The 14202-nt window shown below is 60.0% G+C and carries 14 protein-coding genes and 1 tRNA gene; 3 read left to right on the forward strand and 12 right to left on the reverse strand.

Features of this window, described 5'->3' with window-relative positions:
• Positions 1 to 36 precede the first annotated feature (36 nt).
• On the forward strand, positions 37 to 309 hold the full coding sequence (locus DES53_RS14360) for a hypothetical protein (protein WP_113958954.1): 273 nt from the start codon (positions 37 to 39) through the stop codon (positions 307 to 309).
• A gap of 104 nt (positions 310 to 413) precedes the next feature.
• Here the strand turns inward: DES53_RS14360 and DES53_RS14365 are convergent, their stop codons facing one another.
• The 10 genes from DES53_RS14365 to DES53_RS14410 all read right to left on the reverse strand — a co-directional run bounded on the left by DES53_RS14365 (position 414) and on the right by DES53_RS14410 (position 10804).
• Positions 414 to 1418 (reverse strand): efflux RND transporter periplasmic adaptor subunit, encoded by a 1005-nt coding sequence (locus DES53_RS14365; protein WP_113958955.1) that lies wholly within the window; start codon positions 1416 to 1418, stop codon positions 414 to 416.
• Between the two features lie 612 nt (positions 1419 to 2030).
• On the reverse strand, positions 2031 to 2777 hold the full coding sequence (locus DES53_RS14370; protein WP_113958956.1) for an ABC transporter ATP-binding protein: 747 nt from the start codon (positions 2775 to 2777) through the stop codon (positions 2031 to 2033).
• Positions 2774 to 3943: an ABC transporter permease gene (locus DES53_RS14375; RefSeq protein ID WP_113958957.1), complete on the reverse strand. Its 1170-nt coding sequence runs from the start codon at positions 3941 to 3943 to the stop codon at positions 2774 to 2776. The genes DES53_RS14370 and DES53_RS14375 overlap by 4 nt, the downstream gene beginning before the upstream one ends.
• Before the next feature lie 454 nt (positions 3944 to 4397).
• Positions 4398 to 4874, reverse strand: a complete 477-nt coding sequence (locus DES53_RS14385; RefSeq protein ID WP_113958959.1) for a MarR family winged helix-turn-helix transcriptional regulator — start codon at positions 4872 to 4874, stop codon at positions 4398 to 4400.
• Positions 4875 to 5004: 130 nt separating this feature from the next.
• Positions 5005 to 5610 carry a ribosome hibernation-promoting factor, HPF/YfiA family gene (hpf, locus tag DES53_RS14390; protein WP_113958960.1) on the reverse strand — a complete coding sequence of 202 codons (606 nt, stop codon included), beginning with the start codon at positions 5608 to 5610 and terminating at the stop codon, positions 5005 to 5007.
• A 144-nt stretch (positions 5611 to 5754) separates the two neighbouring features.
• A complete protein-coding gene (gene lptB / locus DES53_RS14395; protein ID WP_113959088.1) occupies positions 5755 to 6588 on the reverse strand; it encodes an LPS export ABC transporter ATP-binding protein in 834 nt (277 codons plus the stop codon).
• A 116-nt stretch (positions 6589 to 6704) separates the two neighbouring features.
• Positions 6705 to 7862, reverse strand: a complete 1158-nt coding sequence (locus tag DES53_RS14400) for an LptA/OstA family protein (RefSeq protein WP_170157117.1) — start codon at positions 7860 to 7862, stop codon at positions 6705 to 6707.
• Position 7863: 1 nt separating this feature from the next.
• The gene (locus tag DES53_RS33015; protein WP_170157118.1) at positions 7864 to 8658 is read right to left on the reverse strand and encodes a hypothetical protein; all 795 of its coding nucleotides are present in this window, start codon (positions 8656 to 8658) and stop codon (positions 7864 to 7866) included.
• Between the two features lie 5 nt (positions 8659 to 8663).
• On the reverse strand, positions 8664 to 9506 hold the full coding sequence (gene kdsA, locus DES53_RS14405) for a 3-deoxy-8-phosphooctulonate synthase (RefSeq protein WP_113958962.1): 843 nt from the start codon (positions 9504 to 9506) through the stop codon (positions 8664 to 8666).
• Positions 9507 to 10009: 503 nt separating this feature from the next.
• Entirely contained in the window at positions 10010 to 10804 is a 795-nt protein-coding gene (locus DES53_RS14410; RefSeq protein WP_113958963.1) for a 3-keto-disaccharide hydrolase, read from the reverse strand.
• A 296-nt stretch (positions 10805 to 11100) separates the two neighbouring features.
• On the opposite strand from DES53_RS14410, the gene DES53_RS14415 reads away from it, so the two are divergent.
• Both DES53_RS14415 and DES53_RS14420 read left to right on the forward strand, forming a co-directional pair.
• Positions 11101 to 11177, forward strand: a tRNA-Met gene (locus tag DES53_RS14415).
• A gap of 48 nt (positions 11178 to 11225) precedes the next feature.
• On the forward strand, positions 11226 to 11492 hold the full coding sequence (locus tag DES53_RS14420) for a GIY-YIG nuclease family protein (protein ID WP_113958964.1): 267 nt from the start codon (positions 11226 to 11228) through the stop codon (positions 11490 to 11492).
• A gap of 233 nt (positions 11493 to 11725) precedes the next feature.
• Here the strand turns inward: DES53_RS14420 and DES53_RS14425 are convergent, their stop codons facing one another.
• On the reverse strand, positions 11726 to 12382 hold the full coding sequence (locus tag DES53_RS14425; protein ID WP_211325551.1) for a gluconate 2-dehydrogenase subunit 3 family protein: 657 nt from the start codon (positions 12380 to 12382) through the stop codon (positions 11726 to 11728).
• Position 12383: 1 nt separating this feature from the next.
• Positions 12384 to 14195, reverse strand: coding sequence for a GMC family oxidoreductase (locus tag DES53_RS14430; RefSeq protein ID WP_113958965.1), 1812 nt, complete (start codon positions 14193 to 14195; stop codon positions 12384 to 12386).
• Between the last annotated feature and the right edge of the window lie 7 nt (positions 14196 to 14202).

Here is a 14202-nt window from a genome sequence, read left to right on the forward strand (position 1 = left end):
ATCCGCCATCCTCCAAGATAAGTTGGATCCACTTTCATGCTTCGCCACGCTCGCACCCTCGTCTTCTTCATCGCCCTTGGCGCTGCGGGATGGTTCCTCTATGCCCATCGGAACGACAAGGAGAACGAGTATTGCACCACCTACTCCTACGGATCGCCGTTTCCCTGGCGCATCGAGAACTGTGAATGCGATGGACGTGGCGGGCTGACTGAGTATCCCATGGATTCCGTTGTGTGGAACTTGTCCCTGGCGCTGGCGGGTGCATTCGGCATTTCGCGTTTGGTGCCCAGGAGAGATTCGGCATCCTGACGAGACACTTCCCCGCGTTGCTGCCGCACGCAAAGTAGCTTCGACTTCAGTCGAATCAGTCGCGCTGCAGCCGAATGCATACGGCTGAAGCCGTAGCTACTTTGTTATTTCGCCGCCGTCTTCTCCTCGCCTTTCGCCTTTTCCTTCTCACCCGCCACACTTCCCGCATCAATAAACACATCCACCTGCTGACCCACATAAATCGGCGGGTCCTTGGGGCGTTGCAGGCTGTAGATCACCTGGAGCACACGCGTGTCCACACGCTCGGTGCTTGCTCCGGTGAGCGAAACCTTCGGAATCACATAGGGCTCCACACGTACGAACTGTAGCGGAATCGGATTCGTCGTGTCGCCTTTGATGAAGGCCTTCGCGGCCTGACCGGGACGCACACGGGTGGCATTCTGTTCATCCACATCGGCACGCACCTGAAGCCGGTCCAAATCACCCAGCACCATCGCCGGAGCCTTCGGCGCGGTCGCGGCGTATTCCCCGGCGCGGATGTTCACCTGCAGAATGGTGCCCTCTCTCGGTGCGCGCACGGTGAGGCGCTGGATGAGCAGTTCCGTTTGCTTCACATCGGCTTCGGAAGCGAGGAGCTGCGCGTTGCTCGCGGCGAGCTGGGCCTTGGCCACATTCACATCATTCTCGCGCTGGCGCACTTCATCCACACTCACGGCGCGGGTGTCGGGCATGTCGCGCACACGCTTGTAGAGGTCCTCCTGCTTCACCACGGTCGCCTTGGCCACTTCGATGTTTGCCTTGGAAACTTCTACCATGGCGCGCTGACGCAGCAGCGTCGCCTGGAAGTCGCGGTCATCCAGTCGGAAGAGAGGGTCATTCACCTTCACGTTGTCATTCACCTTCACCAGCACCTCGGTGACAAGACCCGCCGCAGGCACACCGATGGAGACGTTCTCACTCAGCGCTTCCAAAATGCCCGTGGCCGCCACTGTGCTGGCAAACGGTTTGCTTGCGGGGGCCACCGGAGGCGGGAGGATCTTCGCCTGGTCTTCCGCTTTGATCTTCTGCAGCAGCAGCGTGACGCTCACAAAACCTCCGAGAGCTATCGCGAAGGTGAGATAGCGGATGAGTTTGGAAAGGAAGTTCATGAGGTGGGGACTGGGGAGTATTGGAATGATGGAGTAATGGAATACTAGAATGATGAGCGCTCATCGAACACATCCACCAGCATGCTCATGCAGAGAATGAGAAAGGGAAACGTCCCGTGACCTCATTCGCAGTCCGGAGAAGGAAGCCGTCCCAGGAGGTGCCACCTTGCGCGTAGCGCTTTGGAGTGCGTGTGCGAAGCACCGCTTTGGTGGGGAACGGTGCAAGCGGGAAGCGCCATTTGGAGTGCTGGAGCTTGCTCCAGCTTTGGGGAGCAGAGCTTGCTCTGCGTGAAGCCACCGAAAAAATAACCACTCGCGCAGGAGTCCCCGTAGATTCGCCTCGCAGACGAGAATCACATCCGCAGCGGCTTCACGGCAGCAAGCTGCCTGCGGGAAAGCTGGAGCAAGCTCCAGCACTCCAAATCTCCGGCCCCTGCTCTGCACGCCAAGCTCCCCTCCCAAAGCGGTGCTTCGCACCGTACTCCAAGGCGCTGCGCGCAAGGTGGTGCACGATGGAGACGAGACATGCCTGCTCGTGTAATTCATCTCACGAGACGGCTCGCAGGCGGCTGCGGTGTGCAGGGGTAGTTTCATCACATTCGTCCCTTCCGTTTAATGATGAAACACCGGAGGTTCAGCGCGGTCCACATCGTGCACCTCCACAATCTTCCCATCATCCATCTGCGCAATGCGGTCCGCGTGAGAGAAAATGCGGTTGTCATGGGTCACGATGATCACGCAGCGGCCGGGGACGCGCGCGATTTTTTCAAAGAGGTCCATCACCAGCGCGCCATTCTTCGCATCGAGCGCGGCGGTGGGTTCATCACAGATGATGAGGCGTGGCTCATGCACCAGTGCGCGTGCAATCGCCACGCGCTGCTGCTGGCCGCCGGAGAGCTGATTGGGCCGGTGCTTCCAGCGCTCGCCGAGACCCACCTGAGCCAGGACTTCACGCGCCTTCGCCTCTGCCTTGCGCGGACTCACGCCTTGGATGAGCAGCGGCACGCTCACGTTCTCCGCGCAGTTCAGCGTGGGGATGAGATTGAAGGATTGGAAGATGAAGCCGATGTTCTCCGCGCGGAACTTCGTCACCACGCCATTGCTCAGCTTGTCGATTTGCCTGCCGAAGACCTCGATGCTGCCCTGCTCGGCACGCAAGGTCCCGGCGAGGATGCTCAGCAGCGTGGTCTTCCCACAGCCGGAGGGACCCACCAGCATCATGATTTCGCCATCACGCGCATCGAAGTCCACGCCCTTGAGCACAGTGAGCTTCGAGCCACCGTCGCCGAAGCTTTTCACGATGCCCTTGGCATGCACAGCGATTTTGTGATCGCCCCGGTTGGGAGGTGTGTCACTCATCCGCGGAAGACCATGGCGGGTTCGAACCGGCTGACGCGCCAGATGCCGATGAGCGCTGCCAGCATGCAGATGAAAAGGATGATGGCGAGGGAGAACACAGGGATCTCCCATGTCATGTAAAAGGGCGGCTGCTCATTTTTGATGCCGAAGTAGCCAAAAAGCGCGGTACCGGCCATGCCAATGCCGAAGCCGATGACGCCCACCGTGAGCGCCTGCAGGATGAGCATGCCGCAGAGCTTCGTACTGGAGGCGCCCATGGCCTTGAGCGCGCCGAGGTGCTTGATGTTCTCCAGCACGAACGCATAAAACGTCTGGCAGGAAATCGCGATGCCCACGATGAAGCCAATGATCACCGTGGTACCGAAGGAAACGGGGATACCCGTGTTTCGCACATACCACCAGATGGTGGAAGTGCCGAAGTCATACGGTGAGGAATTGAAGGAGTGGTTCACATACGCCCTCATACCCGTGGCCTTTTGGATATCTGCCGCCGCCTGCACATCGCTGATGCCCTCCTTGGGCGCGGCAATGATGGCGGAGAGCATCTTGCGCGAGGCCGGGGTGTACTGGAGGGCTCGTTCATAGGTGGTCCACACGTAGGGACCACCGGTGAAGCTCGTCATGGCATCGCAGATGCCGACCACGCGGGCTTCCATGTCATTGATCTCAAAGACATCACCCACCTTGATCCACGTGCTCTTGTCACCGGGATTCTTCGCCAGGCGTTTCACCGCGAGGTCATCGATGATCACCGTATTTGGCAGTCGCAGGTCCTCAAGGTTGCCCTGGATCATCTTCGCTGGAGCGCCAGCGAGCGTGGTGGGGTCAACGCCCAGGAGCTGGATGACCTTGAACTTGCCATTCTCCAGGCGCACGCGCTGGATGCCGGAGAAGAGCGGCATGGCCCACGCCACGCTGTCCACACTGCGCACGCGCGCCACATCCGTATCGCGCAGGGGATTGGTCTCATTCACCTGCTCCACCTTCTCATCCACCACCCAGATGGGCGCGGGCACATTCTTCAGCGTAGCCGTGGTCCACCGCATGAGGCCGCAGAAGACCGAGGCCTGCTGGGCAATGAGGAAGGTGGCAAAGAAGATGCCGAACACCAGCATGAGATACTTCGCGGTATCACCGAAGAGCATCTTGAGGGCGAGGCGGTACATGGTGAAGCGACGGTAGGACGGTAGTCAGGCGGGGAGCGGAGAATGGGGGGCGCTCGGGGTGGGGAGCTGCTGTTCGGAGATTTGGAGTGCTGGAGCTTGCTCCAGCTTTCCCGCAGGCAGCTTGCTGCCGTGAAGCCATGGTTGATGTGCTACTTGTCCGAGACGTGGGCCATAAGAACCTTCGAGGCGGGTGATGGCACTCTGGGTGGCTTCACGTGGAGCAAGCTCCACTCCCAAAAGCTGGAGCAAGCTCCAGCACTCCAAATGGTGCTGTGCGCTCCGCTTCTCCATTAATTCTCTGCCATCCCACACCACATCACCACACCCTCTTCCACCCACCACCCCTTGTGTCGCGATGCCACCAGCAAACTGCGGCGGGAGATCCAGTCGCCTTTGCGGCAGTGTGCTGTGATCTCCGGCTCCCATAGGAATTCAGTCCTTCTCGCTCCGGATCCTAGCCCGCCAGAGCCAGCAACGCGCGTCGGATGAGGATGCGCTCGTCTTCGGTAAACCCAATCAAGAGCTTCTTTTCCATCTGGTCTCCCACCTTCTGCAGGGCAGCCAGCACCTTCCTGCCAGCAGGAGTGATCTCCACCAGGTACACGCGGCGGTCTTCCGGGTGGTCCTTGCGGCGGGCCAGCTTTCCCTTCTCCAGCGCATCCACCATCTTCACCATGGTGGTGCGGTCGATGCGCAGCTTCCGACCGAGCTGCTGCTGGGACATGGAGCCCTCCTCACCCAGCAGCCACAGCACGCCGCCGCAGTGGACATCAATGCCAAGTTTTTTGCATTCGTCGCTGAAGAGGGTCCAGATGCGTTGGTGTGCCTTCGCCACGAGGAAGCCCGTGTAGCGGGTCAGGCCCTCGGGCAGGGGTTCGCGTTCCGCCCCTTCAGGCAGGCGGAACATCAAATCACAAAGGTCGGCACCCATGATGGTCAGTATTGCTGATGATTTTTCTTCTGTCAAAGCCTGCGCCTCCAAAAACGAAGGCGGCGGCAGGGTCCAGACCGCTGCCGCCGCTCAAATTGGACAAAGGCAAAGATTCTATCGTGTCGAATTCTTATGCCGCGTGCCCGTTCATCTCAGGCTCCACCATCCCGTACTCGCCGTCCTTGCGGCGGAAAAGGATGGCCAGCTTCCCGTCGTTCTTCGCATTGTGGAAAAGGACGAAGGGACGATCGCTGAGCTCCAGGTCCATGATGGCCTCGTCCGGGAAGAGGGGCTTCATGCGGAAGTTCTCGCGGTGGATGATCACCGGCTCGATGTCGTCATGCTCGGTGTTGGCATGCATGGACTCTTCCGTGAAGACCTGCTCCTGGATGTGCTTGATGGAGCCGTTGCGCGGGCGGTGATGGCTCTTGAGGAGGCGCGTCTTGAACTTGCGCATGCGGCGCGCGATCTTGCTCACGCTTTCGTCGATGGCGGAGTAGATGTCGCCCGTGGTCGTGTCCACCTCAATGGTGATGTGGTTCGCACAGTGCAGAATGATTTCCGCCTTCTGGCGCTCCTTGTTCTCCACGTCGAGGATGATCTTCGCGTCGATGATGCGCGGGTAGTCGAGGTGGAGGTTCTCGACCTTTCGCTGCGCGTAGTCACGCATGGGCTCGGTCACGCTTACGTGACGTCCGGTGACGGTGATGGGCAGGTTTACATTGTGCACTTGCATGGTTTTCCTCCTTGGTTGGTTTTACCTCAAAAATGGTCCGTGTGGTGTTTGCGATATACGGGCGTGTGCGTGCTTCTGCTGTGCTGGGACGTAGGCTTGCGTTCGTGCGCTTGCGTGGCGTGGCGGCTTGCGATGAGCCGCGCGTCACATGCTGAAGTTCTCGCCGAGGTATCGCTCTCGGGCGAGGGGGTGGTTCACGATGTACTCGCGCGTGCCGTGGAGCAGCACGCGTCCTTCATGAATGAGATACGCGCGATCCACGATGCCCAGTGTCTCGCGCACATTGTGGTCGGTGATGAGAATGGCCAGTCCCACGCTCTTGAGCATCAGGATGATTTTTTGAATATCCTCCACAGCCAAAGGATCCACGCCGGAGAAGGGTTCGTCCAGCATGATCAGCTTCGGCTCTGTAACTAATGAGCGGGCGATGGTCAGGCGGCGCTTCTCACCGCCGGAGAGGGTCAGGGCCAGATTGTCCGCCACGTGGTCGATGCCGAACTTCTCCATGAGCTGCTGGCACTGGGTCTCGCGCTCCCTGGCGGTGAAGTTCTGGGTCTCCATCACGGCCAGAATGTTCTGCCGGACGGTGAGCTTGCGGAAGATGGACTCTTCCTGTGGCAGGTAGCCCATGCCCAGACGCGCCCGCTTGTACATGGGTTCGGCCGTGGTATCCAGGCCGTTGAAAAAGACCTGGCCGCCATTCGGCTGCACCAGTCCCACAATCATGTAGAAGGAGGTGGTCTTGCCCGCGCCGTTCGGTCCCAGCAGGCCGACGATTTCACCGCGCTTCACCTCGATGTCCACGCCATTCACCACGGCGCGGCCATCGTATACTTTCCTCAGTCCGCGGGTGTAAAGCAGGGTTTCCCCGTCAGTAGCGTCTTGATTTGCCTCCTGCTGACGGGCAAAAAAATCATCCTCGGAGGCCTTGGTTTGCTGCTTGCGTCGGGGGGCCGCGGCGGCGCTGGCGGCCACCACTCCTTCCACGGGTTCCTGGGCAGCGGAGAGCAGGTCGGCCTGCTCTTGCTGTGACTGCGGCTGTAGAGGAGCGTCATCCCTATCCAGGGGGCGCTGTTTGCGTCCTTTCTTCCTCACTACTGCTGGCCTCCTTGAGTGCGATTGTTCAAAACGGGAGCGGGCCCGGCTCCGGGAGCCGTGGGTGGTACGGCCACGCCAACAGAAGCGCCGTTGGGAGCACCTTTCAGGCCTTTCTTATCGTCTTCCTGAATCAGGCGGGTCTCATTCGGTCCAAACGACTGGAACTGGCCATTCGCCTTGATCAGGAAATAGGTGGAAGGAGACTTGGCCACGGTGAGGTTCCGCCCCTCCTGAATCTGGGGCCAGCCACGCAGGATGATGTCGCCAGTCTTGCCGTCGTAGTCAGCCTCACGGCCAATTCCGGTCTGGAGTTCGCCCTTGTCGGACATCTTGTTGATGAGCACTTTGCGCCCTTTGGCGATCGCGCGTTTCAGGCTGCTGTTGCCGTCCGGCTTGGCGTCCGAGGCAGAAGCGGGTTTGTTTGCGGCACCGCTGGCCGCAAGCTCACTGGCGGTGGGGGCCTTGGGAGGAGGAGGCGTCGTTGCGGCAGACTTGCCGTCCGCACCTTTTTCCTCTTCCTTGTTCATGTACACCTGCAGCTCATCGCAGGTCAGGTGGAACTGGGGGTGATTCACCACCACATTCTCCACGAAGACTCCAAAACCCTCGCGAGAATCGAAGAAGGAGCTCTGCGAATTGATCACCGTCTCCTGGGGCGGCGTTTTGGGTTTCTCTTCCAGAGGCGTGGGCTTCAGCGGCTGGGGCTTCGGGCCCCCACCTGCGGTGGTCAGCGGGGAGGCCTTCACAGCAGGGCTGGCCACGGGCACATCATCTGGCGAGCGCATGGCTGGTGAGGTGTTGCTCTGGGCCAGCAGTATCTGGCCCTCCGGAGCCAGGCGGCTCATGGCGGATTCCATCCGAGCGGTGGACTCCGCAGTGTGGGCCTGATCTGAGAAGGAAGGCTGGGTGGGGGAGCTCTGCCTCGCCTCAGACACCAGTGTTTCCATGCGCTGGGCCTGCGGCAGTTCCTGCGCCTTGCGCTGCAGGTCCGCGATGCCATTGGCCTTCGCTTCGGTCAGCACACGGGCCGCTTCCTGGGCACTCTTCATTGCTTCACGCGAGCGGATGACGGGAAATCCATTCCGTCCGGCCTGGGCGACTGCCTGGGAGGCTGCGGCGAGCACGCAGCAGGTGGTGATCAAAGTCAGTTTCATCTCACTTCTTCGGATTCGTGGGTGATGCCGCGCCTGCGTCCGGCTTCTTGGAAGCGGCCGCGGCAGCAGGCGTAGTGGCGGTGGTTGCCGGCTGGCCGCTGGCAGTGGGTGAGGCGGGGGCGGTAGCTGAGGCGTCCTTGTCAGGAGTGCCTTTCCCCGGTTTGGGTTCCTTCTTTTCCTTTTCCGCTGAGGTGCCGGCGGGAGACTTGGTGAGGGCAGAGGCGTCGTGGAGCACCATGCGCACATTGCCGACCATCTTCCCCTGTCCGGTGATCGTGTCGAAGATCAACGTATCCCCTTGGAGGTCGAAATCGGAGCGGCTGATGCGGCTCCGCTCGTCACTGGCGATGATGTTGCTGGGCATGTGGTACGTGGCCGTGCGCAGCTGCACGCGCATGTCCTTCTCCGCCTCGCCGGGCGGGCCATACATCCAGATGTCCATGCGCTCCAGGAACATGTTTTCCGTATCCATGCGCGTCATGCTCTTCGCCTGTACCATGCTGGCGGGCGCGCCATTCTTGAAACTCGGAATCTCCAGCTCCTTGTGCTGCTCACCCACGGGCAGCATCTTGCCAAAGGCAAAGAGACCCGTCGTGGGAGCGGCAGGAGTGGCGGTCGCAGGCTTTCCTGCACTCTCTTCCTCCGTGCCAGCCTTTGCTTCCTTGGCCCTGGCTTTGCCTTCCTTCTTTGCGGCGTCCTTTTCCTGGGCCTGCGCACCCGTCACACTGCCCATGACGAGCAGCAGGAGCAGCGTCATGGCCAGCCGGAGGCGCCTCTGGATACTGGGGGAGGACATTGCCATTACTCTTTCGCGATTTCGTGGATGCGCAACAACTGGCTGAGCAACCCCTTTAGGTCGCCAAGGGGGATTTGATTAGGCCCATCACTGAGGGCTTTTGAGGGGTCCACATGCGTCTCTATGAATACGCCGTCCACCCCGGCGGCGACTGCCGCACGTGCCAGTACCGGCGCCAGCTTCCCGTCGCCGCCCGTGGCGCTTCCCAGTCCTCCGGGACGCTGCACCGAGTGTGTGGCATCCATGACCACACGATAGCCCAACTCACGCATCCAGTAGAGTGACCTCATGTCGGCGACGAGGTTTTGATACCCGAATGTAGTCCCACGTTCAGTGAAAACAAAGTTATTACAGCCCACAGACTGCAGTTTTTCCGCAATGTTCTTCACATCCCAAGGCGCCAGGAATTGGCCCTTCTTCACGTTCACCGCCCGGCCCGTACGGCCCGCCGCCTCGATGAGGTCGGTCTGACGGCAGAGGAAGGCCGGGATTTGGAGAAAATCAATCCACTCTGCCGCTCGCGTGGCCTCCTCCGGGCTGTGCACATCCGTCGTCACGGGCACACCCAGTTCTTTGCCAATCGCGGCGAGAATCCCGCAGCCCTCCTCCAAGGACATGCCCCGGTAGCTCTTGCCCGAACTGCGGTTCGCCTTGTCATAGCTCGCCTTGAAGACCCAGCGTAGGCCGAGTTCATCGGCAATCCCCTTGATCTGGCGGGCCATGTCCCACACGAAGGCCTCACTTTCGATGACACAGGGCCCCAAGATGAAGACGGGCTGGACACCATCAAAACGGACATCGCGGCCAAGGTCGACGATGGGGAGTGAGCTGAGAAACGGAGCTGGCAAAACGTGGGAGGAAGTGAGTGAAACTGAGGCTGAAGGCGAATCGAGGGGGCAGACAGTAATGAAGGCTCCGTGGATTGCAACGCCTGCATGTCAGGGAACGGGGCGTTTGTGACAAGCGGAATGCAAAATAAAGTGCAAAATGCGCGAGGAGAGGGTGGCGGGGAGGGGTTGATGGTTGATAGCCTGAGAGGTGGGAACGGAGGGACGCATCAAAGGGGTTGCCAGTTTCAGGTGAAGTACGGCGAGACGAGCGCACGTGCCGAGAGGTGTCTGTTCAGTGGCTCCGGCTATCAACCATCAACCATAGACCATCAACCCTTCTTCAGTCTCCGAAGTTCCTCTGCGTCTCTGTGTCTCTGCGTTGAATCCCATGCAGGCGACCACACCCATTCTGTCCGCACACAACCCTCCCGCTCAATCCAACGCCTCAGCAGGGCGAAAACAAAAAGCCCGCCATGCATCCACACAGCGGGCTCCGCAAAAAATCAGAAATCAAAAATGACCTACAGCGGTCTCACCCAATAATTCCGCACACGCACCGGGGGATCATTCTTGTGGTCCTGCAGACGGATGGCTCCCTTCTCCGGGAAATCCCCATCATAGTTCGTGATGTTCTTGTGCTTCGTCGGCCCCATGATCTTCGTGTGGTTCTGCACGCACACACCATTCACAAAGGTCGTGATGTACGCCGGCTCCACCACCTTGCCGTCTTTCAGCTTCGGCGCGGTGAAGATGATGTCATAGGTCTGCCACTCGCCTGCCTTGCGCACCGCATTTACCATCGGGGGCGTCTGGCCGTAGATGGAGCCGGTCATACCATCTGCGTAGGTCGGGTTGTTGTCATTGTCCATCATCTGGGACTCGTACTTGTCCATGAAGAACACGCCTGCATTGCCCTTCTTCTGGGAATTGCCCTTCGTATTCGGCGCGCTCATCCACTCGATATGGAGCTGGCAGCTCGCGAATTGCTCCTTCGTCCAGCAGTCGCCGCCCGCGATGAGCAGCTCGCCATTCTCCACCTTCCACGGGCAGGGCTTGCCCTCCTTGCTCACCAGCGCGTCCGTGCTGCCGCCATTGAAGATGATCACTGCATCCGCCGGCGCATCGTCATTTGTCTTGCCCGGCTTCACCACCGGCGGCGCGGGACGTTTGATATCGTGCACACGCCACTCCGTGCCCGGAATGACGGGTGTGTCTTCATACCCGATGGGCGAAGGCTTGTCCTTCTCCTGGCCATGGCAGGCCACAGCAGTGAAGGCGAAGGAGAGCAGAAGCGAAGCAGAGAACGGAATCTTCATGGAGGATGACGAGGACTACACTGACTGGGTAACGATGCTGAAACGCGACGCACGCATAACTGTTGCAGATTCTTCTTGCAAGTGTCCGGTGGGAAGCTGTCGCGTTCTCTCAACCGCGGAGTGGAGCGGCCTGGTGGCTCGTCAGGCTCATCATCCCGCTTCGCGGGATCAGAGGTTGGAGGTCGCCCCACAGTTGGAGTTGTATGAGCGATGAAGCGACAAAACAGAAGTGAAGCATCAACAATTGCAGATTCTTCTTGCAAGTGTCCGACTCTGAACGAGTATCACCGTCCAATCGCGGGGTGGAGCAGCCCGGTAGCTCGTCAGGCTCATAACCTGAAGGTCACAGGTTCAAATCCTGTCCCCGCAACCAATTTCAAGAAGTCCGCCTGGCGAAAGCTCGGCGGACTTTTTCTTGCGTATGCTCTACCAGGTTTACGTCATCCAAAACGAAGAGGGCCGATTCTACATCGGCGTTTCGGAAGACGTCCTCAATCGGCTGGAAGATCACAACAACGGAGTCTCCAAATGGACCAAGCACCGAGGTCTTTGGAAACTGGTCTGGCAAAGCGAGGTTCTCAGCTTGGGCGAGGCCCGTGGGCTGGAGAACGAGTTGAAGCGGCAAAAAGGCGGAGTTGGTTTCTATGCGCGCACTGGTCTGCAACGAGGTGGCTCGTCAGGCTCATAATCCCGCTTCGCGGGATCACAGGTTCAAATCCTGTCCCCACAACCAATTTCAACAAAGCCCCTGCAACTCACGTTTGCAGGGGCTTTTTGTTTGAAATGTGCTATCGAGCTTCAGCAGCTCCGACGTAGCTGCGGTTTCAGCCGTACAATCTTCGGCGTGACTGACTCACTTGGCCAAGCTCCGTATGCACTGTACGCTGCCCCCTCGCAGGGAGCGGGTTCGCCGAAGATTCCTCAAGCCAATCCCACATGCTTGAGCGCTTCCAGCGGCGGGCCATCGAAAGTGGCTGAGGCGACGTTGCCCACGTAGCCGATGGCTTTCATGCCTTCGGCGGTGGTGTAGTAGCCTCCGGCGGTGAGATCGCGATAACGTTTAAAGAAGGCTGCGGCGGCTTTGTGCTCAGGCTTGGTCTTTGCGGGATGGCAGAGGTCATCGCAGATCGCGGTTTGTTGCTCGTCCGTGAGCTCGGCAAAGACCTTTTTGAAGCGGCGGCTCGCTTCGTCATCGATCCATTTCAATCCTTCGAGCACGATGCGGCGGTCGGTGGCTTGGGCGGGGTAGGGTGAGCTTATCCATTCGTCGATGAAGTCCGGGACTCCCACGGAGGAGGCACTCGGGGAACTCGCGTCTGCAGGAATGATCACATCGCACAAGGCATGGGCCGCACGACGCTGCGGCTCCGAGAGCGTGAGTGGCCAGACGTCGCCCGGTTGGTAGACCTTCACCATGCTCGGGTCGGGTCCGTACCCTTTCGCGAGGGGTGGGGCAGTGGTGGTGCTTTCTGCGGCGTGCAGGCCGGTGTCGCGAGCGGCGACGGTGGCTGCGGTACTGAGCATCCATTGGATGGCCTTGCGGCGGTCCATGCGTGGGAGGTCGACAGGCGTGCTCATGTTAGAGATTCCCTTTCTTCAATTCATCCATCAGGTGGTCGGCCATGCGCCAGGCCAGGGCCATGATGGTGAGGGTGGGGTTCTTGTCTGCAGTGCTGGCGAAGGGGGCGCCATCCGCGAGGAACAGGTTTTTTACATCCCAGGTCTGGCTCCATTGATTCGTCACGGAGGTCTCGCGATCCTCGCCCATGATTGCTCCTCCCACTTCGTGAATCACCGAGCCGCCGGGCTTCATCGTCTTGAAGATGTCGGCCTCCGTCTTCGGCGAAACCTTGCCGCCTGCTGCCTGGAGCAACTCGGTGATGAACTTCTGCTGATGGCGCACCTGATTGAGATCAAAGTCCGTCCACTTCCAGTGGAACCGCAGTACCGGAATGCCCCACTGATCCTTCAAGGTGGGATCGAGCTCGCAGTAGGTGCCGTCATTCGGCAGCATGGTGCCTTGGGCTCCAAAGCCCAGGTTGCATCCGTAAAAGCGCCGCGCGTCTTCCTTGAGACGTTTTCCGTAGAGGACACCGCCATCACCTGCGAGCCTGTCGATGCCGTTCACCACGGTCAGCGAGGGCATCTGCCGTCCCGTCGTGAATTCCAGATGATAACCGCCGGGGAAGCCGAGCTCGCCGTTGCGATTTTGATCATGCAACGTCCATGGCACATAGGCGTGCGGCCCGCCTGCGCCATCTTCGTTGTGTACTGGCATGTTCTCGAACGCCGGAATGTGAGCGCCTACGCTGCTCGAGACGGAATCGGTGATGTACTTGCCCACCTTGCCGCTGGAGTTGGCGAGTCCGTGGGGGAACAGCGCCGACTTCGAGTTCAGCAAGAGGCGCACCGACTCCTGCGAACTCGCCGCCAGCACCACCACGCGTCCTGCCGCATGGCGTTCCTGGCCGTTTGTCTTGTCGATGAATGTCACTCCGGTGGCCTTGCCCTGCTTGTCGATGGTGACCTCGCGGGCCATCGCGTTGGGCAGGATATCCAGATTCTCCGTGGCGAGTGCTGGTCGCAGGTGCACCGTTTGTGAGTCGTAGTTCGCACGGATGGCGCAGCCGCGATGGCAGTCCGTGGCCCAGAAGCAGGGTGCCCGCATGCGCATGTGCTCGGCGAGGATACGCTGCGCCTTCGCATTCTTCGGATGCAGCTTCGCCGGCAGCGTGTCCGCATCCTGTGGCTTCGTCAGCACGGCGCGGTGGATGGGCACAATCTTCGCGCCAACTTTCTGGCCATGCTTCTGCGCATACAGTTCACCCACACGCAGCTTCGGTGCCGGCTGCAACACGCCTGGTGATGAGTCGGGTGAATTCTCCAGCCCTTCGTTCGTGCCGAACACTCCGACCAGCATCTCCACCTTGTCGTAGTACGGCGCGACATCTTCATAGCCGATGGGCCAGTCAAACCCGGCACCGAACCGCGTGCGGGGCTTGAAGTCATAAGGCCCGTTGCGCAGCGAGATGCGGCCCCAGTGATTCGTGCGGCCACCCATCATGCGCTGCCGCCACCAGCGGAACTGATGTTCCGGCTCGGGGCTCGCGTTCGTGTAGGGCTCGCCGGGAATGTTCCAGCCGCTGTTGATGGAGCAATCGTGGAAGCCGTATTGCTTGTCCGGTGTGCTGACACCGCGCAGAGGCGCATGACTCGGCAACTGGAACATGGCCACCTCAGTCGCAGGGTCAAATGATCGCCCGGCCTCCAGCATGAGCACCTTCACGCCTTCCATCGTCAGCGTGTAGGCCGTCTGGCCACCGCCTGCGCCGGAGCCCACGATGATCACATCGTAGGTGTCTTTGAGTGTGTTGGAGGTGATGACAGGCATGGCGTGA

This window comes from Roseimicrobium gellanilyticum, from assembly GCF_003315205.1.
GTDB classification, from domain to species: Bacteria; Verrucomicrobiota; Verrucomicrobiia; order Verrucomicrobiales; family Verrucomicrobiaceae; genus Roseimicrobium; species Roseimicrobium gellanilyticum.